This is a genomic window from Gordonia sp. YC-XJ4, assembly GCF_059511865.1.
Genome location: NZ_CM183447.1, coordinates 2996276 through 3015387, shown reverse-complemented (window position 1 = coordinate 3015387; position 19112 = coordinate 2996276). Strand labels below are relative to the sequence as shown.

Sequence of the window (19112 nt, the reverse complement as noted above, 5' to 3'; positions counted from 1 at the left end):
GCGGGTCAGTGCGATCCGGCGAGTTCGAGAATCACATCCACTGCGCGGGCGGCGCTTTGGCATGCGCCCTCCATGGTCGTCGTCCAATCGGTGCGCGTCCAGTCCCCCGCCAACGCCAGACCGCGCACCGACGTGCGTTGATCGGGCCGGATGTCGGCGGTCCCGGGCCGTTGGGCGAACGTCGATTTCGGCATCCGCACCACGTGCCCGAGGATCAGTTCGGCGCGCCGGGCGCCCGGGTAGTAACGCCGCAGCATCTGCATCTGGAGGGCGGTGATGTCGGCATTGGACTTGCCGATGAGATCGTAGGCTGCCGAGACGGTGGTCGAATACAGATAGCCGCGCGCCGCATCCCGACCGTGCATCCGTTGGCGATCCCACACCTGTTCGAGGACGCCCTCGCCACCGAGCAGGATCTCACCCCAATCGTCCATGTCGATGGGGCGATCCAGGTAGAGGTTGACGCTGACGATGGGCACTGGCGTCAAATGCCGGCTCGCCGAATGGATCTCGTCGTGACCGGGCATTTGATCGAGCAGGCCGCCGATACTCCACACCGGGACCGCGCAGATGACCGCGTCCGCCGAGAGGAACTCGCCATCGGTGAGCGTGACCCCGGTGACGGCCTCGTCGACGATCTCGACCGTCCGGACCACCGCGCGATGGCGGACCTCGACGCCGGCATCGGCGAAGACCTTCTGTGCACCGGTGACGAACAGGGTGTCGAGATCCACCGTCGGATAACCGATGGAGATCGGCGTCCGGGTTTTCCGCGCCCTGCGGATACCGGTCACCAGGAGGTCGGCGGGCACCTTGGCCGAGGAGATGTCCGGCTTGTCGCCGGTCAGACCGATGACGATGCCGTCCCACAACGCCTCTCGCGCAGACGTGGGCATCCGCAGTCGGCGGAACCATTCGTCGGCGGTGATCTGATCGAGCCACTCGGGTTGGCGCAGCGCCTGCCGGATCAGCAGCGCTTGCGCACGCGCGGTCCGGAGCCGGTCGAGTCCGCGCACGCCCGGCAGATCACCCAGTGCCGCACGCAGCCCAGCGATCCCGCCGAAGGCCGAGCGGCGCGTCGCGCCACCGGGCATCCGGATCGTCATGTGGCCGGGAAAGGCCACGTGCTGACGGGTGCCGACGCTGTCGAGGTAGCGCATCAGATGCTCATAGCCACTGGCGAAGACGTGCTGACCGTTGTCCGGGACGTCGTCGACCGCGGCGACCGGCATCGAGATCGTTCGTCCGCCCAGCGATCCCCGGCGTTCGAGCAGGGTCACCCGGTGTCCGGCCTCACTCAGCCACACCGACGACGCCAGTCCCGCCAATCCGCCACCGATCACCACACAATGCATGCGATGAGACTAATCGGCCGATCCGTTCCATGGGAGGAATCGGAGATTCGGGGTCACCGGCCGGCCGACTAGAGCCGTGGACAGACCGCGTCGAACGGGGCGGTCGAGGAGATCCGGGTTTCGATCCCGGCGTGAGTGAACTCCTTGGCGGTGTGAATCGCGTCGAGAACGTCTGCGCCCTTGGCCAATTCGGCCGTGGTCGCCGCGGCGAAGACGCAGCCGGCACCTGACACCCGCTCCTCGCCGACCTTGGGCGCGCGCAGCACGGTGATCTCCGAACCGTCGTAGACCACATCGACGGCGTCGTCGCCGGGTAGACCCACGCCACCCTTGACGATGACCACCGCCGGACCCTGATCGGCGATCCGCCGGGCCGCCTCGGCGAGATCCTCGACGTCGGCGAGTTCGTCCATCCCGGCCAGTGTCGCTGCCTCGAACAGGTTGGGGGTCACGACGGTGGCCAGCGGCAGGATGTGTTCCCGTAGCGCGTTGTCGGTGTCGAGGGCGGCTCCGGGTTCTTGACCCTTGCAGATCAGGACCGGGTCGACAACGACGTGTCGCCAGGGTCGGGCCCGCAAGCCCTCGGCGACGGTGGTGATCGTCTCCGGGGTGCCCAACATCCCGATCTTGACGACCTCGGGCTCATGAGCAATGGTCGCCGCCTCGATCTGGTCGGCGATGACCGGTGCGGCGATCGGCACGAAGCGGTGTCCCCATCCGGCTTTCGGATCGAAGGAGACGATGCACGTGATGGTCCCGACGCCGTAGGTGCCGAGCTGGGTGAATGTGCGCAGATCTGCCTGCAATCCCGCGCCCCCGGTTGCCTCGGAACCTGCGATGACGTACGACACGGTGGCCACGGTGCATTCTCCCTCTGCTCGATTCCTCCGGCGGTGCCTCCCCCAGCTTGCCAGCGCCCGCCACACGACGCATGAAGCAGGGTGCCCGTTGCGCCGGCGCGCATCGCACTACGCTTGGCGTCGGTTCACTACTGCCTACGTGGAGGTTTTCATGACACAGCTCGGAGTGGTCGGCGGCGGCACCATGGGTGCGGGGATCGCGGAGGTCGCGATTCGCGCCGGCGATGACGTACTCGTACTCGAGCGCGACGAGACTGCCGCCGATGCGGCACGCGCCCGCATCGAGAAGTCTCTGGGCCGTGGCGTCAGCAAGGGCAAGATCTCCGAGGACGATGCCACCGCGGCACTGTCCCGACTGACCCTGACGACCACCGTCGGCGATTTCGCGGATCGTGAGCTGGTGATTGAAGCGCTTCCCGAGGTCGAGTCGCTCAAGGTCGGCTTCTTCGCCGAACTCGACAAGGTCACCGCGCCCGAGGCGATCCTGGCCACCAACACCTCGTCGATCCCCATCATCCGGATCGCCAAGGACGTCGCCGACCCCTCGCGCGTGGTGGGCGTCCACTTCTTCAATCCGGTTCCGGTGATGCCCCTGGTCGAGATCATCTCGAGTCTCGCGAGCTCACCGCAGGCCATCGAGACCGTCACCGTCTACGCCCGCGATCACCTGGGCAAGCGCACGATCGCGGCCGGTGATCGCGGCGGCTTCGTCGTCAACGCCCTGCTGATCCCGTACCTGGTGAGCGCCATCCGCATGTACGAGAGCGGCTACGCCTCCAAGGAGGACATCGACGCCGGCATGGTCAACGGCTGCGCTCACCCGATGGGCCCGCTGACGCTGAGCGACACCGTCGGTCTCGACGTCGTTCTCGACGTGGCCGAATCGCTCTATCAGGAGTTCCGCGAGCCGCACCTCGCGCCGCCGCCGCTGCTCTCGCGCATGGTCGAGGCCGGCTATCTCGGCAAGAAGAGCGGCAAGGGCTTCTACGACTACGCCGGCTGACCACCCGCTCGCCGGAGGAGCCGGTGGTCAGTGCAGGCCGGTGTCCTTGCTGCCGTAGGCCTCACGCAGGCGCGGTTTGACGACCTTGCCGCCGGCGTTGCGCGGTAGTTCGTCAACGATGACGAGGTCCTTGGGCTGCTTGAAGCGGGCCAGGTTCTCGTTCAGATAGGGCTCGAGCTCGTCGAGGGTGAGGTCGTCGGCGCCCTCGGCGAGCACGACGACGGCCACCGGGACCTCGCCCCACTTCTCGTGGGCGCGGCCGATGACGGCGGCCTCGGCGATCTTCTCATGGCCGTAGAGCACGTTCTCCACCTCCGCGCAGTACACGTTCTCACCGCCGGAGATGATCATGTCCTTGGCCCGGTCGACGACGAAGAGGAAGCCGTCCTCGTCCTGACGGACGAGGTCTCCGGAGTGAAACCAGCCGCCGCGGAAGGCATCCGCGGTTGCCTGCGGGTTCTGCCAGTACCCCTTCATCAGATTGGGTCCGCGGTAGACGATCTCGCCGACCTCGCCGCGGGCGACGTCGTTCATCATCGGATCGACGATCCGGGCGGTCACCGCGGGCACCACTTTGCCGATCGACCCGATCTTGCGCAGCGCGTCCTTGCCCTCGAGGACGCACGTGACCGGCGACATCTCGGTCTGCCCGAAAGCCGTCATGTTCAGCGCCTGCGGGAACGACTCGTTCATCGCATTGAGCACCGTGTCCGAAGCTGGTGCAGCACCCCAACTGATGGTGCGCAACTTGAGGTTTCGCGGCCGTACACGTTGGGCGGCACACACCGCCTGCCACTGGGCCGGGACCATGAAGACCGACGTCGTGCCCTCCCGTTCGAGGGTGTCGAGCATGTCGTCGGGGTCGAACGCGCCGAGCGGGTGGATCACGGCGGGAACTCCCCGGTAGAACACCGGCGCGAACGCGGCGATGCCGGCGATGTGGAAGATGGGTGGGACCACCGAGGCGACGTCGGCGTCGGAATGGTCCTGGGCCGCGGCGATCGTTGTCACTGCCTGCGCCTGCAGGTTCTGATGGGTCAGCATGGCGCCCTTGGGTTTTCCGGTGGTTCCCGAGGTGTACATGATCAGTGCCACGGTGTCCTCGGGCACATCGATCTCGGGGAGATCGGCGGAGTCCTCGGCGATCAGGTCGGCATAGTCGAGGTGGTCGGGAACCTCGCTGCCGCCGACGACGATCGTGTGATCGATGCCGCCGGTGGAGGCGGCGGCCGCCTGGGTCAGCGGCGCGAGCAGGGTTTCGGTGACGATCACCCGTGCGCCACTGTCGGTGATGAGGTACCCCACCTCGGCGGGGCTCATCCGGATGTTGACCGGCACCGGAATCGCGCCGATCAGGTTGGCGCCCAACACCGCCTCGACGTACTCGGTGCGATTGAGCAGTGCCATCAGTACGCGGTCGCCGAAGCCGACGCCACGCCGGGCCAGCGCCGCACCGAAGGCCCGGGAACGCTCATCGAGTTGCCGCCAGGTGGTGGTCTGGCCCAGGAACCGCAGCGCCGGGCGGTCGGGGGTCATGAAGGCGTGCCTGCGGACCTGGTTGTTCCAATGGTTGCGGCGCGAACGCAGGGGCTCGGTGGTCAGGTCATTGGTCGGTTCGGTGGTCGCGGTCATACGCACTCTCCCTGTGATCATGGTGCGCACGTCCACGCCAACTCCGCGTGCGCCCCGGTCGCGCTTGGTGTTCCCCATCACGATAGTGCCCCGTGATGTGGTGGGAATCGGTTCCGCGTCTGGTCAGTCGCAGTGATCAACGAGTTCCGTGTTTTGATCATATCCGTTGCTGGCGTTGAGGGCGTGCTGCTTGGCGGCGATGACGGCTCGGAGTTCGCCCATGGAGCTCTCTGAGAGGTAGCGGCGACCGACTTGCCATTCGTCGTGTTGGTCGATCACCACCGAGGTCGCCAGCCGCAGGAAGGCCTCCGGGTTGGGGAAGATTTCTACGACGTCGGCGCGGCGTTTGATCTCTTTGTTGAGCCGCTCGATGGGGTTGTTGGACCAGATCTTCTGCCAGTGTCCGCGGGGGAACGCGGTGAACGCCAGCACGTCCGTTTTGGCCTCGCGCATCATCTGGTGCGCCTTGGGGAACGAGCCGGCGAAGGTGTCGGCGACCTGGTCCCACTGCGCGGCCACATCCTTGGGGTCGGTGTGGGCGAAGATCGTCTTGACCGCCGCGGTCACCGCGGGTGCGTGCTTTGACGCCACCGTGCCGTGCAGGTTGCGCATGAAGTGCACCCGGCAGCGCTGCCAGGAGGCGCCCACAAACTGCTTGGCTACGGCCGCCTTGAGGCCCGCATGGGCGTCGGAGATGACCAGGTGCACCCCGGATAGCCCACGGGCCTTCAGGGAGCGCAGGAAGTCATTCCAGAACTCGTACGACTCACTGTCCCCGACCGCCGTGCCGAGCACTTCGCGGGTGCCATCAGCGGAAACGCCAGTGGCCACGACCATGGCATGAGATACCACGTGCGCACCGATACGGACCTTGCAGAACGTCGCGTCAGCGAACACGTACGGGAACTCGGTGTGGGCCAGCGTGCGGGTACGGAACGCCTCCACTTCGGCGTCGAGCTCGGCGCAGATGCGGGACACCTCAGACTTCGAGATGCCAGTGTCTACACCGAGAGCCCGTACGAGATCGTCCACTGCACGTGTAGAGACCCCGTGTACGTAGGCCTGCATGATCACCGCGTACAGGGCCCGGTCGATGCGCCGGCGCCGCTCGAGCAGAGCGGGGAAGAACGACCCCGATCGCAGCTTCGGGATCCGCGCCTCGATATCGCCGGCCGGGGTCGAGACAGTCTTGTTTCGGTACCCGTTGCGGTGCGTGGTGCGGTCCTCGTTGCGCTCGTACCTGCCGGCGCCGATCTTGGCTGAGGCTTCAGCCTCGATCAGCGCCTGCAGGCCGGCCCGCACCAGTTCGGCGAACATCGCCTGCGGATCGGCGGACAGGAGTGCATCCAACTGGGCGTGTACGCCAGAATGGGAGTGGGTCATCGCGTGGTGTGTCCTTCCGTGAGCTACTTGGTCGTAACTCATTGACCACTACGCGATGGCCCACCCCCTTGGCGGGCCGCCACACCGTCGTCAGCCCAAACCCCGGCCCCCAAACCCCACCACTCCAGGGGACTTACCCCCCATCACACAGTAGAGCGCGGCACGGATGCCGCGGGAGCGTTCGCTCGGCTTGGTGCCGACGACGGGTGTTTCGTCCGATCCCGGGCCCGACGCCACCGCCGCGTGGTTCATAGGATACCCTAACCTAACTCACAGGGCGGGTGGTTCGGTGTGGCATGTCCGCCACGACGCGGCTCCGCCCCGACACCCATGGAACGGACACGGAGATGGTGCAGCAGACCACCAGGACGTCGATGGCGCGTGCGGTACTCGGCGAGGACAATTATCGACGTGCCATCCGGGTGCTCAACGAGCGCCGGCAACGCCCGCGGGTCGGCCGTGTGCGCTTCGGTGATCTGCGCCGAACCCAACCGATCTGTCGCGAATACGGTTCGGCGCGTGGACGTCCCGTCGACCGGTACTACATCGAGAATTTCCTGGCCGAGCACGGACGGCTGATCACCGGATCGGTTCTGGAGATCGGCGAACGCACCTATACCGAGCGCTTCGGCCAGGGCGTCACCCGGTCGGACATGCTCCATGTCTCCGACGGTGCCGACGCGACGTACGTCGCCGACCTCACCGACGCGCCCCAGGTGCCGAGCAACACCTACGACTGCATCATCCTCACCCAGACACTGCAGATGATCTTCGATCTGCGTGCGACGGTGCGCACCCTGTACCGACTTCTCGCACCGGGTGGCGTGCTGCTGTGCACGGCACCGGGCATCAGTCAGGTCGCCGACCCGGTGTGGAACTCGACGTGGTACTGGTCTTTCACCCGACTGTCGATGCAACGACTGTTCGACACGACGTTCCCTCCAGGCAACGTCGATGCGCGGGCGTATGGAAATGTCTTGTCGGCCACCGCATTCCTGCACGGCATGGCGCAGGACGAGCTGCGTCGCTCCGAGCTCGATGTGGTCGACCCCGAGTATCCGGTGATCCTCACCGCCGCCGCCCGCAAGGGGGATCTCGATCAGCGGCATCGCCCGGCAATCGACGCACCGGCCGGGTCGGTGCTGGACCTGACCGACCCGCGGTACGGCTCGATCGCCGAGTTCCTCGGTACCACCGACGGGGCCTCACCGGTCGCCGACTGGGGTGCACTCACCGTCCGTGAGCTCGAGGATCGCGCCATCCCGGCCTACTCGATCGTGCTCCCCCATGTACTCGAGCACACCTGGGCCTGGCGCCGCATCCTGCGCAACGCTGTTGCCCGCACCGGCGGCCGGTTGACCGTGATGCTGTCGGTTCCACTGGGCGACAGCGAGTTACGGCTGGACAACGAACAACCCGTACCCACCCTGCAACTCCCGCGGGAGGAATTCCTCGCCCACTTCGACGGCATGACGGTCCGCACCGAGACCGTCGAGACCGACTCCGGTGGCAGCGAGACCTGGTTTCATGTCGAGAAGTAGGGCCGTTCTCGGGGCGCTGCGCTCGCGGGTTCGGCGGCTCCGTCCGCGGGGCGGCATCCTGATGTATCACTGCGTCTGCGTGCAGCGGTGCGACCCATGGGCGATCTGCGTGTCCCCCAAGGCCTTTGCCGATCACATGGAGGTCCTCGCGGCCGCCCGCGCGGCGGTCGGGCTCGATGCCTTCGCCGACGACCGCGCCTACACAACCGACGGTGCACACCTCGCGGTGACCTTCGACGACGGATACGCCGACAACCTCACCGCGGCCCTGCCGATCCTCGAGCGGTTCGAGATCCCGGCGACGATCTTCGTGGTCGGCAACGCCGTGGGCCGGACGCGCGAGTTCTGGTGGGATGCTGTGCAACGCGCCATCCTCGACCCGCCCGCGCTACCCGCGGAACTGAGGTGGACCTTCGGTGACGCCCCCCGGCGCTTCATCGTCGACGACACACCGGACGACGCAGCACGACTCGAGGGGTGGCGGGCCGACGCCGCACCACCGGTGACCGCACGACAGACCCTGTTCCGCACATTGTGGGACGCGATCGTGCTTCTCGAGCCCGCAGCACAGGACGATGCGGTGGACGCTCTCCTGCAGTGGTCCGAGGCGCCGGTGCAGCCACCGGTCGCCGCCCGCCTGCCCGTCACCGCCGACCAACTAGCCGAGCTCTCCGACCATCCCCTGATCAACCTCGGCAGCCACACCCTCGACCACGTCTCGCTCACCGACGCCGACCCGTCCCGTCAGCACGCACAGATCACCGGCGGCCACCGGATGGTGGAGGAACTGCGTGGCGGCCCGGCGGACCACTTCGCCTACCCGTTCGGCCGACTCGACGCGAGCGCGCGGGATATCGTGCGCGACAGTGGGATCGACGTCGGCTGTACGAGCGTGTCATTGCCCGCGACCGTGGGCGACGACCGGCATGCCCTCCCCCGTCTGCACGCCACCGAGATGGACGGCGACGAATTCGCCCGATGGCTTCACGACGACCACCATCTGCTCAGGAATCGGTAGACCGCAGCTACCGGATGACGACTACCGGATGACGAAGTCGTCCCAGCGATCGGCGAGGTAATCGACGAATCGCGGACCCACCGATTCCGCCGTCAGGTGATCGACGTGCACCGGCGTCGACACCGCGCGGTAGTCGGCGTCGGCGATGGCCCGGCGCGCAAAATCGTGATGCAGGATGCCGCCGGTACCGATCAGGACGAAATCGGCTCCACGGGAGAGGCATTCGCGTGCGCCGGCGGCGTCGAGGATCTTGCCGGCCACGCCGAGTCGGGGGGAACCCCGGTCGAGGTCGGTGAAGTGGTCGATCAGTCGACGATCCTGATGGTGGGGCTCGTAGGGGTGTTTGAATGCGTTCCACAGCGACATGTCGAGGTAGTCGAGGGTGCCCTCGGCGAGCACCTCACCGGCAAGCGCTCGCGACTCGTCGAGGACGATCCCGTAGCGCTCGGGCGAGAGCCGCAGTCCGAGTTGGAAATCCGGGCCGGTGGCCGCGCGGATTCCGTCGAGGATCTCGTGGATGATCCGGAATCGGTTCGACGCGCTGCCGCCGTACCGATCGGTCCGCTCATTGTGGCGGGAGTCGAGGAACTGTGCGAGGAGATAGCCATGTGCGCCATGGATTTCGGCGCCATCGAAGCCGGCGCGCTCGGCGCGGATCGCTGCGGAGACGAAGTCGCGGACGATCCGCTCGACACCGTCGGTCGACAGCGCGGAGGCGCCCTTCTCGGAATCGTCCCAGGGCGCGACGGCCGGCAGTCCCGACAGCGACGGGTCCGCGCGCCGCCCTCCGTGTTGTAACTGAATCGTTGCCACCGCGCCGGCGTCGGAGATCGCCGCGGCCAGCCGGGTCAGCCCGGGCAGGTGGACGTCGTCGGAGACCCCGAGCTGGCCGGGAAACGATTGCCCGTCACGGCTGACGTATGCGGCGCACGTCATGACCATCGCGAATCCGCCGTCGGCTCGCCGCACCAGCCAGCGGAACTCGTCGTCGGACAGGGTTCCGTCGTCGTTGCTCTGCAGATTGGTCAGTGGCGCCAACCCGACCCGGTTGTTCCATGACGGGCCATGGGTGAAGGTCAGCGGACTGCCGAGGTCGGTCATCAGTACATCCTTTGCGGGCGTCGGCGCGGTCAGCAGAACCCTACCCGCAACACGGAATCGCCCCGGATCGGCCGAGTCCGGTCACCGCGACACCCAGCCGTGCCAGAATCGGGCCATGAGTGAGCACACATACCGCGTCGTCGAAGTTGTCGGTTCCTCGTCGGAGGGTTCGGACGCGGCGATCGCCAACGCCATCGCCCGGGTGTCGCAGACGACCCGCAACGTCGAATGGTTCGAGGTCGTCGGCACCCGCGGGCACGTCGTCGACGGCGCGATCGCGCACACGCAGGTGACGCTGAAGGTCGGTTTCCGCATCGACGACGCCGACTGAGTTCGGCAACGCATCGGTGACCGAACAGATCGACTGCGCGGTCATCGGCGCGGGGGTCGTGGGACTGGCGGTGGCCCGCCGCCTCGCCCTCGCAGGTCGCAACATGGTGGTCTTCGAGGCCGAGGATTCGATTGGGACACAGACCAGTTCGCGAAACTCCGAGGTCATCCACGCCGGCATCTACTACCCCACCGGAACCCGCAAGGCCCGGTTGTGTGTCGCCGGTCGCGATGCGCTCTACCGTTACTGCCGGGATCGGGGCGTGGCCCATGAGCGGCTCGGCAAGCTGATCGTGGCGACCACTGCGGACCAGGAGCCGGCGCTACAGCGGATCGCCGCGCAGGCGCACGCCAACGGTGTCACCGACCTGCGTCGCGTCGACGGCTCCGAACTCGCCGATCTCGAGCCGGCCCTTCACGCGAGCGCCGGTCTGCTCTCGCCGTCCACCGGGATCATCGACGTGCACGGCCTCATGCGGGCGTTGCGTATCGACGCCGAGCAGGCCGGGACAGTGGTGGTGGTCCGTAGCCCGGTGCTCGCCGGATCGGTCGGCGCCGACGGCTCGCTGTCGCTGGACATCGACGGATCCGGCGACGTGCGTTGCCATGCGGTCGTGAACTGCGCGGGGCTGCGCGCGTGGGACGTCGCCGCATCACTGACCGGGTTCGCACAGGAGTTCCTGCCGGCCAAATACCTCGCCAAGGGCAACTACTACTCGCTGGCGCACGGGTCGGTGCCGTTCGGCAGACTCATCTACCCGGTTCCGGTGGACGGCGGTCTCGGCGTACATCTCACGCTCGATCTCGGTGGCCGTGCCCGGTTCGGGCCCGACGTCGAATGGGTCGATGAGGTCGACTATCGCGTCGATGGGACGCGGGTCGGTGAGTTCGAGAGCGCGATTCGCCGTTACTGGCCCGGACTCCCCGACGGTGCACTGCAACCGGACTACTGCGGCATCAGACCCAAGGTCACCGGCCCCGGGCACGCGGCCGGTGATTTCGTGTTTCAGACCGCCGCCGACCACGGAGTGCCCGGCCTGATCAACCTGTTCGGAATCGAATCACCGGGCCTGACCTCGTGTTTGGCGATCGCCGACGAGGTCGCCACGATGCTCTGAGGCTCCCGCGCACCACAACCCCGGCGCACGGGAGCTCACGCGCGGGCGAGGATCTCCCCGTGAGGGATGACGAGCCAGCCGTCGGGGTGCGCCGCCCACTGCAACCAGGCCGCGGCGATCGCGTCGAGATCCGACGGACTCGTCAGCCCGCGTTCGACAGCCATCCGGCCGACGTCGGAGTGGATTCGCTGCGCCCACATCTCGCCCCAGGTCTTCCGTTCGGCCGGGGTGGCGTAGCACCACACCGACGCCGACGGCGTGACCTCGGTGAAACCCGCCTCGTGGACCCAGGCGAGTAGGTGCCGACCGGCGTCGGGCTCGGCGCCGTTGCCATGGGCCACGGCGCGGTAGAGATCGAGCCAGGCATCGAGGCGCTCGCCGGCCGGCCACCAGTGGAACCCTGCGTAGTCGGCGTCGCGGACGGCGACCACCCCGCCGGTTCGGGTGACCCGACGCATCTCGCGTAACGCCGCCACCGGGTCGGACAGATGCTGGAGAACCTGGTGGGCGTGTGCGACGTCGACGCTGTCGTCGGCGTCGGAGAGTCGGTATGCGTCGTCCACCGCGAACTCGACCGCCACGCCGCGTTCGGTCGCGAGCTCCCGCGCCCGACCCAGTGGCGCATCGGTGATCTCGACGCCGCGAACACGACCCGGGGCCACGAGTTCGGCCAGATCGACGGTGATGCTGCCCGGTCCGCACCCGACGTCGAGCAGGTCGAGTCCGGGCCGCAGGAGCGGTATCAGGTAGGCGGCCGAACTCGTCGCCGTGCGGGCCGCGTGGCTGGACACGACCACCGACGGGTGCCCGTGTGTGTAGACGTCGCGGGGCGGGACGGCGTCGGTCATCGAATTTCACTCCTCCGTGAAGTCAGCAGGTCGTGTGATTCTCGTCGCATGTCGCGTTCGCCTGTGACGTGACGGTAACCCGGGCCGGGGTCGTAAGCTCGGAACTGGCCCGGACCCGAGGGCCGTGGGCACTGTGGCTCCACCGAACGCGTCAACACGCGCCGATGTCGCCGGCCCGCGATACTGGTACCGCCCGGACAACACGAATCCGGGCGCTGCGTGACCACGACTGGAGAGTAAGGCAGATATGAGCGCGGAGAAACCGACCATCATCTACACGCTGACCGATGAAGCGCCCATGCTGGCGACGCACGCTTTTCTCCCGATCATCAGGACATTCGCCGACGCCGCCGACATCAACGTCGAGACCTCCGACATCTCCGTCGCCGCCCGCGTGCTGGCCGAGTTCTCCGATTACCTGAGCGACGAACAGAAGGTTCCCGACAACCTCGCCGAACTCGGCAGGCTGACCCAGGATCCCGACACCAACATCATCAAGCTCCCCAACATCAGCGCGTCGGTGCCGCAGCTGACCGCCGCCATCAAGGAGCTGCAGGACAAGGGCTACAAGATCCCCGATTTCCCGGGCAACCCGAAGACCGACGAGGAGCGCGCGATCCGGGATCGCTACACCAAATGCCTCGGCAGCGCAGTCAATCCCGTTCTGCGCGAAGGTAACTCGGACCGTCGAGCGCCCAAGGCGGTCAAGGAGTACGCGCGCAAGCATCCGCACAGCATGGGCGAGTGGTCGATGGCCTCGCGCACGCACGTCGCGCACATGCGGCACGGCGACTTCTACCACGGCGAGAAGTCGATGACCCTCGACGCCGACCGCGACGTGAAGATGGAACTGATCACCGCCGCAGGCGAGACGATCGTACTCAAGCCGAAGGTGCATCTCGACGCCGGCGACGTCATCGACAGCATGTTCATGAGCAAGAAGGCGCTCATCGAGTTCTACGAAGAGCAGATGGAGGACGCCTACAAGACCGGCGTCATGTTCTCCCTGCACGTCAAGGCCACCATGATGCGCGTCAGTCACCCCATCGTGTTCGGTCACGCGGTGCGCACCTTCTACAAGGAGGCGTTCGCCAAGCACGGCGAGCTCTTCGACGAATTGGGCGTCAACGTCAACAACGGCCTCTCGGATCTGTATTCGAAGATCGAGTCGTTGCCGGCGTCGAAGAAGGAAGAGATCATCGACGATCTGCACGCCTGCCACGAGCATCGCCCGGAGCTCGCGATGGTCGACTCGGCGCGCGGCATCTCCAACTTCCACTCCCCCAGCGACGTCATCGTCGACGCGTCCATGCCGGCCATGATCCGCGCCGGCGGCAAGATGTATGGCGCCGACGGCCGGCCCAAGGACACCAAGGCCGTCAATCCCGAGTCGACCTTCTCCCGCATCTATCAGGAGATGATCAACTTCTGTAAGACCAACGGGCAGTTCGATCCCACCACCATGGGCACCGTGCCCAACGTCGGTCTGATGGCGCAGAAGGCCGAGGAGTACGGGTCGCACGACAAGACCTTCGAGATCCCCACCGACGGCGTCGCCAACATCACCGATCTCGCGACCGGCGAGGTGCTGCTGTCCCAGGACGTCGAAGAGGGCGACATCTTCCGCATGTGCATCGTCAAGGACGCGCCGATCCGCGACTGGGTCAAGCTCGCCGTCACCCGCAGCCGGGAATCCGGTATGCCGGTGGTGTTCTGGCTCGATCCGTACCGTCCGCATGAGAACGAACTGATCACCAAGGTGCACACCTACCTGAAGGATCACGACACCGAGGGCCTCGACATCCAGATCATGTCGCAGGTGCGGGCCATCCGATACACGATGGAACGCCTCATCCGCGGCCTCGACACCATCTCCGCGACCGGAAACATCCTGCGCGACTACCTCACCGACCTGTTCCCGATCCTGGAGCTCGGAACGAGCGCCAAGATGCTCTCGATCGTGCCGCTGATGGCCGGTGGCGGGCTCTACGAGACCGGTGCGGGTGGCTCGGCTCCCAAGCACGTCAAGCAGCTCATCGAGGAGAACCACCTGCGGTGGGATTCGCTCGGCGAGTTCCTGGCGCTCGCGGTCAGTCTCGAGGATCTCGGACGCAAGAATGACAACCCGAAGGCGAAGGTGCTGGCCAAGGCGCTCGACGCCGCGACGGGCAAGCTGCTGGAGAACAACAAGGGCCCCTCACGCAGCACCGGTGAACTCGACAACCGGGGCAGCCAGTTCTACCTCGCGCTGTATTGGGCGAAGGCGCTCGCGGAACAAACCGAGGATGCGGATCTGGCGAAGTACTTTGCGCCGCTTGCCAAGACGCTCGAGGAGAACGAACAGACCATCGTCGCCGAACTCAACGACGTCCAGGGCACCGCGGTCGACATCGGTGGCTACTACGCCCCCGACAACGATCTCACCGACAAGGTGATGCGCCCGAGCGCGACATTGAACTCGGCGCTGGAGTCCGTGCGCGGCTGACGCGTCACCGGCCGGTCACGTTCCTGACGAGCCCCGTTTCCCGGTATCGCACCGGGGATCGGGGCTCTGGTCGTTCACCACCGGCATATGCCGGCCCCGTGGAAGGGCTTGCGCCTCACATGGACTCGGTCTCACATGGACTCGAAGGCCCGGCCGAGCTCGGCCTCGACGTCGATGATCCGGGCGCTGGTGACCTCCGGATCCTCGATCCGGGCGGCCACATCGCGGGCGATGAAGCGCTTGATCTCGTCGTCGACCTGCGCGACGAGCCGGATGATCTCGCCTCGCAGATTGCGGGAGGCGACGCCCACCGTCACATCCGCGGGACGCGGCGGGGTGACGTCGATGTGGAGTTGCAGGGGTTCGACCGCGCGGGCGGTGAGTGCGAGCCGCACCGACCCGTCGACGTCGTAGCGGATGCGATCGACCTTGAGGTCGACCAGCAGCCGGATCGACAGCGGAATGCGCACGGTGAAGGTGATCAGCTCGGAGATGTCGCGGATGATCTGCGGCTCGTCGATACTGACACGGGCCTGGACCTTGGCGATCCCGCCGGGTCCCGACGGGATCGGCCCCACGTCGAAGGAGTCGCCGGTGATCGCCGAGAAGGCGCTCCCCACCCGTTTCTCGGTGACGGCCACCTCGAAGAAACGGCGGCCGAACTCCTCATACGTCAGCTCTGACATCTGTCCATCGTCGCAAATCCCGGGCGGTGGGGAGGTCGTCATGATCATGCACCCCGATGCGCGTCGATCCGTGCGGCCGCATCCGGCCACATGGGTGGGCACGGAGCGCCCGGAATGGTCGCGACCTCGAAGTGCCACCACTCGTTGTCGAAGGTGCGGCACAGGCCCCAGCGGAAGCCGTTGACCTGCAGCCACCGGGCACCGGCCTGCGGTCCGACGTCGATGGCATGACCCCCGACATGCGTCGACTCCGACGGTGGCAACACCCACCGGCGAGCCTGCGCCGGACTGCCGTAGGTGGCGATCGCCTCGTCCCACAGTTGTTGCTGCCGGGCCGGCGTCCGCGCGCCAGAGGTGATGTGCAGGGGGATACCGTCGGCGCGGGCTGCCGCCGACGCCTGCGCATATGCGGTGCCGAGGACCGGATCGAGGCCTCCTGCTCCCTCGTCCGCGTGTGCATGCGGCGCGGCGATCGACCACGCGACGATCATCGCCGCCGCGATCATCACCAGAACCATCGTTCGGCGCGTATTTCCGGGAGTCCGGAGAGCAAGAGTCACCACACCAGTAAAGCGGGTATTGACGATGGCGTCGATGACTCCGGGTCGGAGGTACTCGGTTACGGGGTGCTCTGCGCCCCTCCTACAGTGAGTTTCATGGCAGGTATCGGGAGGTCCACGGCGGGAACCGACGGAATCCCGGACACGTCGGGCGTTCGCGGCCGACTGCTCGTGGTCTTCGGTGCCTTGTCGGCGTTCGGACCGATCTCCACCGATCTCTATCTGCCCGCCCTGCCCGAGGCGGCCACCGATCTGTCGACGACGCCGGCCGGGGCGCAGGCCACCCTGGTGGTGTCGATGATCGGGCTCGGCCTCGGTCAACTCGTCATGGGTCCGCTCTCGGACCGGTTCGGCCGCCGCCGACCTCTCCTCGCCGGATTGGTGCTGTTCACCGTCGCCTCGGTCGCCTGCGCCTTTGCTCCCAGCGTGGCGGTACTCGTCGTCTGTCGCCTGCTGCAGGCGCTGGGTGGCTCGGCGGGTGTGGTGATCGCCCGCGCGGTGGTGCGCGACCGCTGCAGCGGTCCGCGGTTGGTGTCGGTCTTCGCCGTCCTGACCGTGGTCGTCGGCCTCGGGCCCGTCATCGCCCCGCTGCTGGGCAGTGCGATCCTCCTGGTCGGCACGTGGCGGACGGTCTTCGCCGTGCTGGCGGTGATCGGCGCGTTGCTCGTGATCTCGACGGCGGCCTGGGTCGGCGAGTCCCTACCGGCCGATCGCCGAACCGCCGGTGGCCTGGGAGGTGCCTTCGTCTCCTACCGTGTCCTGTTCGGCGACCTGCGATTCCTACTCGTGATCGGTACGGGCGCAGCAGGATTCGGGTCGTTGTTCGCCTACATCACCGGCTCGCCGTTCGCGCTGCAGGTCGTGCACGAGTGCCCGCCTGCGGTGTTCTCCGCGGTATTCGCGATCAACGGGCTGTGCCTGATGGCGTGTGCACGGTGGGTGCGGTTCGCCGATCCGGTCCGTCAGATGGCCTGCGGTGCAGGGGTACTGGTCGTCGCCTCGGTGGCGATGATCGGCGCCGGCAGCAGCGGCGCGCTGATCCCGCTCCTTCTCGGATTCGCCCTGATCGCTTCGTCGTGGGGCATCATCGGCCCCAGCGTCACCGCGCTGGCACTGCAACGACACCCCGAACGGGCCGGCGCGGCAGCCGCATTGCTGGGTGCGCTGCAATTCGTGGTCGGTGCCGTTGCCGGTTCGCTGGTGGGACACGGCGCAGACGCGGGCGTCACGGCGCTCGTCGCCGTGGTGGTCGGCGCCACGATCTGTTTCGTCACGCTGGTCGTCGCGGTCTGGATGGGTGAACGAGGGACTCGCCACACCGCCGACGCCGGAAAACCCGGCGCCTGAGATTCTCGGGTGAACGCCGGGAGTTGACGTCGTTGCTACCGTGGACATCGGAGTCCATTCCAGGACCGCGGACGAGGGAGCAGTACCCGCCGAGCGACAAGACTGCCACGAAAGTGGAGGTTGGTCGCCATGGCCTGGCTCATTCTCATCATTTCCGGCGTACTCGAAGCCGTGTGGGCGGCTGCACTGTCGGCGTCACGAGGGTTTCGACAGCCACTGCCGGTGGTGGTCTTCGTGGTTGCCCTGACGCTCAGCATGCTCGGACTCGCTCTCGCGCTGACGTCGTTGCCGCTGGGCACCGCGTACACGGTGTGGGTGGGCATCGGTGTGGTTCTGACCGTCGTCTGGGGTGTCGTCACGGGACAGGAACGGCCGACTGTCGTGCGAGTCGGGCTTCTCGTGCTCCTCGTCGGCTGCGTCGTCGGTCTCAAGGCGGTGAGCTGACATGGCCTGGTTGATCCTGCTGGCTTCGGCCGTGTGCGAGGCGGTGTGGGCGGTGGCCCTGGACCGGTCCAACGGATTCACCGAACCGGTGCCTGTCGCGGTGTTCCTGGTGGGGCTCGCGCTGAGTATGGCCGGACTCGGCTGGGCCGCCTCGTCGCTGCCGATCGGCACCGCCTACGCGGTATGGGTCGGTGTCGGGGCGACGCTGACCGTGACGTATTCCATGGTCACCGGTAGCGAGGGGGTTTCGGTCGCCAAGTTGTTCTTCATCGCGGGTATCGTCGCGGCGGTCGCCGGCCTGAAGATGACCCGATCAGGGACCACCGACTCATCCCGGCCGCCGTCGCCCGACCTACGCTGAGAGAACCCCGACGATGAGGAGTTCTCGATGAGTGACCACGAAGTGAAGATGATCATCCTGTCCACCGACGATCTCGACGAGTCGATCAAGTTCTACGGCGAATCGCTTGGTATGACACTGAAATTCCGCGACGGCGCGCATTTCGCAGCCCTCGACGGCGGGCCGGTCACCCTGGCCCTGGCCACCGAGGTCGATCATCCGATTCCCGGACAGGTCGTGGTCGGGATCAAGACCGCCGACGTCGACGCGGCCGCCAAGGCGATCGAGGCCAGCGGTGGCGGCATCGTCAAGGGCCCCTACGACGACGCGCACGAACGGCGCGCGGTGGTCTACGACAACAAGGGCAACGGGCTGGTGTTCTACAGCCCGCTTGCGCGCTGAGTTGTCGCGCGCGGTGACGTCCTCGGCCGGACCGTCGTGGCGTCCCCGCGCGTACACGGCGTACAATTCAGTCGTGCACTACTGATTAGTGGTTCATCGATTACTCGATTTCATGAAGCCGTATACCGGAGTATCGTCCGGATCGTCGGTCTGGGAAACTCGGGTACAAAGACCGGTCACCGACAAGAGGAACCCCCATGGTTGACACGAACCGCCGTGCTGCGACATCGCGTGCGTCGCAGGACACCTCGACGACATCCGGTTCCGGCCGCGACGGTGATCGACCGCACGGGCTGCAGTACATCAAGTACCACTACGGGGCGAAGCTTCCGGACTCGATGCGCGACTGGGTCTTCAACGATCTGACCGGTCCGTATGCCGCCCTGCGCATGGTCGCGTGGTGGGCCGTGCCCTGCGTGATCATCCTCGTCCCGATGTTGTTCGTGCCGGCCGACTGGCTGATCCGGGCGAACATGACCGTGCCCATCCTCATCCCCTACATCTTCTTCTCGGTCGCGCTGAACCGCGTCTACCGGCGTTACCGGTTGTCGCAGCACGGCTTCGATCCCGATCTGGTCTCCCGTCGGGAGAAGGAGAAGAACGCCGACGTATACGCCGAGTACCACCGCAAATACCGGGGGGCCGGCCGCTAGCCTCCA

19 protein-coding genes and 1 riboswitch are annotated in these 19112 nt (G+C 66.8%); of the genes, 11 read left to right on the top strand and 8 right to left on the bottom strand.

What is annotated here, in order from left to right:
- Positions 1-5: 5 nt before the first annotated feature.
- Complete coding sequence (locus AC5ZH6_RS13180) at positions 6-1355, bottom strand: hydroxysqualene dehydroxylase (RefSeq protein ID WP_265076459.1); 1350 nt, start codon at positions 1353-1355, stop codon at positions 6-8.
- Positions 1356-1423: 68 nt separating this feature from the next.
- The gene (locus AC5ZH6_RS13175; protein ID WP_020171283.1) at positions 1424-2215 is read right to left on the bottom strand and encodes a hydroxymethylpyrimidine/phosphomethylpyrimidine kinase; all 792 of its coding nucleotides are present in this window, start codon (positions 2213-2215) and stop codon (positions 1424-1426) included.
- 151 nt (positions 2216-2366) lie between these two features.
- Here AC5ZH6_RS13175 and AC5ZH6_RS13170 point away from each other — a divergent pair, with 151 nt between their 5' ends.
- Entirely contained in the window at positions 2367-3218 is an 852-nt protein-coding gene (locus tag AC5ZH6_RS13170; protein ID WP_094600572.1) for a 3-hydroxybutyryl-CoA dehydrogenase, read from the top strand.
- Between the two features lie 27 nt (positions 3219-3245).
- On the opposite strand, the gene fadD5 is transcribed toward AC5ZH6_RS13170, so the two are convergent.
- Both fadD5 and AC5ZH6_RS13160 read right to left on the bottom strand, forming a co-directional pair.
- On the bottom strand, positions 3246-4850 hold the full coding sequence (gene fadD5 / locus AC5ZH6_RS13165; protein ID WP_211544890.1) for a fatty-acid--CoA ligase FadD5: 1605 nt from the start codon (positions 4848-4850) through the stop codon (positions 3246-3248).
- Between the two features lie 123 nt (positions 4851-4973).
- On the bottom strand, positions 4974-6233 hold the full coding sequence (locus tag AC5ZH6_RS13160) for an IS256 family transposase (protein WP_163376561.1): 1260 nt from the start codon (positions 6231-6233) through the stop codon (positions 4974-4976).
- Between the two features lie 347 nt (positions 6234-6580).
- Between AC5ZH6_RS13160 and AC5ZH6_RS13155 the strand changes: the two genes are divergently transcribed.
- Together AC5ZH6_RS13155 and AC5ZH6_RS13150 are read left to right on the top strand one after the other, a co-directional pair.
- The gene (locus tag AC5ZH6_RS13155) at positions 6581-7774 is read left to right on the top strand and encodes a methyltransferase domain-containing protein (RefSeq protein WP_265077992.1); all 1194 of its coding nucleotides are present in this window, start codon (positions 6581-6583) and stop codon (positions 7772-7774) included.
- Positions 7761-8792, top strand: a complete 1032-nt coding sequence (locus AC5ZH6_RS13150; protein WP_265077991.1) for a polysaccharide deacetylase family protein — start codon at positions 7761-7763, stop codon at positions 8790-8792. The genes AC5ZH6_RS13155 and AC5ZH6_RS13150 overlap by 14 nt, the downstream gene beginning before the upstream one ends.
- 21 nt (positions 8793-8813) lie before the next feature.
- Here the strand turns inward: AC5ZH6_RS13150 and AC5ZH6_RS13145 are convergent, their stop codons facing one another.
- The gene (locus AC5ZH6_RS13145; protein ID WP_265077990.1) at positions 8814-9893 is read right to left on the bottom strand and encodes an NADH:flavin oxidoreductase; all 1080 of its coding nucleotides are present in this window, start codon (positions 9891-9893) and stop codon (positions 8814-8816) included.
- Positions 9894-10008: 115 nt separating this feature from the next.
- On the opposite strand from AC5ZH6_RS13145, the gene AC5ZH6_RS13140 reads away from it, so the two are divergent.
- Both AC5ZH6_RS13140 and AC5ZH6_RS13135 read left to right on the top strand, forming a co-directional pair.
- Positions 10009-10224: a dodecin gene (locus AC5ZH6_RS13140; RefSeq protein ID WP_006372748.1), complete on the top strand. Its 216-nt coding sequence runs from the start codon at positions 10009-10011 to the stop codon at positions 10222-10224.
- Positions 10225-10240: 16 nt separating this feature from the next.
- The gene (locus AC5ZH6_RS13135; protein ID WP_014360084.1) at positions 10241-11341 is read left to right on the top strand and encodes an NAD(P)/FAD-dependent oxidoreductase; all 1101 of its coding nucleotides are present in this window, start codon (positions 10241-10243) and stop codon (positions 11339-11341) included.
- Positions 11342-11376: 35 nt separating this feature from the next.
- Here the strand turns inward: AC5ZH6_RS13135 and AC5ZH6_RS13130 are convergent, their stop codons facing one another.
- Positions 11377-12189: a methyltransferase domain-containing protein gene (locus AC5ZH6_RS13130; protein WP_496169122.1), complete on the bottom strand. Its 813-nt coding sequence runs from the start codon at positions 12187-12189 to the stop codon at positions 11377-11379.
- Between the two features lie 247 nt (positions 12190-12436).
- Here AC5ZH6_RS13130 and AC5ZH6_RS13125 point away from each other — a divergent pair, with 247 nt between their 5' ends.
- On the top strand, positions 12437-14674 hold the full coding sequence (locus AC5ZH6_RS13125) for an NADP-dependent isocitrate dehydrogenase (RefSeq protein WP_006372751.1): 2238 nt from the start codon (positions 12437-12439) through the stop codon (positions 14672-14674).
- Between the two features lie 131 nt (positions 14675-14805).
- On the opposite strand, the gene AC5ZH6_RS13120 is transcribed toward AC5ZH6_RS13125, so the two are convergent.
- The gene (locus AC5ZH6_RS13120; RefSeq protein ID WP_006372752.1) at positions 14806-15360 is read right to left on the bottom strand and encodes a hypothetical protein; all 555 of its coding nucleotides are present in this window, start codon (positions 15358-15360) and stop codon (positions 14806-14808) included.
- A 44-nt stretch (positions 15361-15404) separates the two neighbouring features.
- Complete coding sequence (locus AC5ZH6_RS13115; protein ID WP_006372753.1) at positions 15405-15878, bottom strand: M15 family metallopeptidase; 474 nt, start codon at positions 15876-15878, stop codon at positions 15405-15407.
- Positions 15879-16016: 138 nt separating this feature from the next.
- Here AC5ZH6_RS13115 and AC5ZH6_RS13110 point away from each other — a divergent pair, with 138 nt between their 5' ends.
- The 5 genes from AC5ZH6_RS13110 (at position 16017) to AC5ZH6_RS13090 (ending at position 19106) form a co-directional block, all read left to right on the top strand.
- Positions 16017-17267 carry a multidrug effflux MFS transporter gene (locus AC5ZH6_RS13110; RefSeq protein WP_496169120.1) on the top strand — a complete coding sequence of 417 codons (1251 nt, stop codon included), beginning with the start codon at positions 16017-16019 and terminating at the stop codon, positions 17265-17267.
- Between the two features lie 47 nt (positions 17268-17314).
- A riboswitch (guanidine-III (ykkC-III) riboswitch) is annotated at positions 17315-17379 on the top strand.
- Between the two features lie 17 nt (positions 17380-17396).
- Positions 17397-17711 carry a DMT family transporter gene (locus AC5ZH6_RS13105; RefSeq protein ID WP_006372755.1) on the top strand — a complete coding sequence of 105 codons (315 nt, stop codon included), beginning with the start codon at positions 17397-17399 and terminating at the stop codon, positions 17709-17711.
- Position 17712: 1 nt separating this feature from the next.
- Positions 17713-18072 carry a DMT family transporter gene (locus AC5ZH6_RS13100; RefSeq protein ID WP_006372756.1) on the top strand — a complete coding sequence of 120 codons (360 nt, stop codon included), beginning with the start codon at positions 17713-17715 and terminating at the stop codon, positions 18070-18072.
- A gap of 27 nt (positions 18073-18099) precedes the next feature.
- Positions 18100-18453, top strand: a complete 354-nt coding sequence (locus AC5ZH6_RS13095; RefSeq protein WP_006372757.1) for a VOC family protein — start codon at positions 18100-18102, stop codon at positions 18451-18453.
- Positions 18454-18650: 197 nt separating this feature from the next.
- A complete protein-coding gene (locus AC5ZH6_RS13090; protein WP_006372758.1) occupies positions 18651-19106 on the top strand; it encodes a DUF5313 domain-containing protein in 456 nt (151 codons plus the stop codon).
- Positions 19107-19112: the final 6 nt, after the last annotated feature.

What these genes read in the sequence shown, in the direction of transcription:
- AC5ZH6_RS13180 (WP_265076459.1), bottom strand. Translation starts at nt 1,355, where the DNA reads ATGCATTGTGTGGTGATCGGTGGCGGATTGGCGGGACTGGCGTCGTCG.
- AC5ZH6_RS13170 (WP_094600572.1), top strand. Translation starts at nt 2,367, where the DNA reads ATGACACAGCTCGGAGTGGTCGGCGGCGGCACCATGGGTGCGGGGATC.
- fadD5 (WP_211544890.1), bottom strand. Translation starts at nt 4,850, where the DNA reads ATGACCGCGACCACCGAACCGACCAATGACCTGACCACCGAGCCCCTG.
- AC5ZH6_RS13160 (WP_163376561.1), bottom strand. Translation starts at nt 6,233, where the DNA reads ATGACCCACTCCCATTCTGGCGTACACGCCCAGTTGGATGCACTCCTG.
- AC5ZH6_RS13155 (WP_265077992.1), top strand. Translation starts at nt 6,581, where the DNA reads ATGGTGCAGCAGACCACCAGGACGTCGATGGCGCGTGCGGTACTCGGC.
- AC5ZH6_RS13150 (WP_265077991.1), top strand. Translation starts at nt 7,761, where the DNA reads ATGTCGAGAAGTAGGGCCGTTCTCGGGGCGCTGCGCTCGCGGGTTCGG.
- AC5ZH6_RS13145 (WP_265077990.1), bottom strand. Translation starts at nt 9,893, where the DNA reads ATGACCGACCTCGGCAGTCCGCTGACCTTCACCCATGGCCCGTCATGG.
- AC5ZH6_RS13140 (WP_006372748.1), top strand. Translation starts at nt 10,009, where the DNA reads ATGAGTGAGCACACATACCGCGTCGTCGAAGTTGTCGGTTCCTCGTCG.
- AC5ZH6_RS13130 (WP_496169122.1), bottom strand. Translation starts at nt 12,189, where the DNA reads ATGACCGACGCCGTCCCGCCCCGCGACGTCTACACACACGGGCACCCG.
- AC5ZH6_RS13125 (WP_006372751.1), top strand. Translation starts at nt 12,437, where the DNA reads ATGAGCGCGGAGAAACCGACCATCATCTACACGCTGACCGATGAAGCG.
- AC5ZH6_RS13120 (WP_006372752.1), bottom strand. Translation starts at nt 15,360, where the DNA reads ATGTCAGAGCTGACGTATGAGGAGTTCGGCCGCCGTTTCTTCGAGGTG.
- AC5ZH6_RS13115 (WP_006372753.1), bottom strand. Translation starts at nt 15,878, where the DNA reads ATGGTTCTGGTGATGATCGCGGCGGCGATGATCGTCGCGTGGTCGATC.
- AC5ZH6_RS13110 (WP_496169120.1), top strand. Translation starts at nt 16,017, where the DNA reads ATGGCAGGTATCGGGAGGTCCACGGCGGGAACCGACGGAATCCCGGAC.
- AC5ZH6_RS13105 (WP_006372755.1), top strand. Translation starts at nt 17,397, where the DNA reads ATGGCCTGGCTCATTCTCATCATTTCCGGCGTACTCGAAGCCGTGTGG.
- AC5ZH6_RS13100 (WP_006372756.1), top strand. Translation starts at nt 17,713, where the DNA reads ATGGCCTGGTTGATCCTGCTGGCTTCGGCCGTGTGCGAGGCGGTGTGG.
- AC5ZH6_RS13095 (WP_006372757.1), top strand. Translation starts at nt 18,100, where the DNA reads ATGAGTGACCACGAAGTGAAGATGATCATCCTGTCCACCGACGATCTC.
- AC5ZH6_RS13090 (WP_006372758.1), top strand. Translation starts at nt 18,651, where the DNA reads ATGGTTGACACGAACCGCCGTGCTGCGACATCGCGTGCGTCGCAGGAC.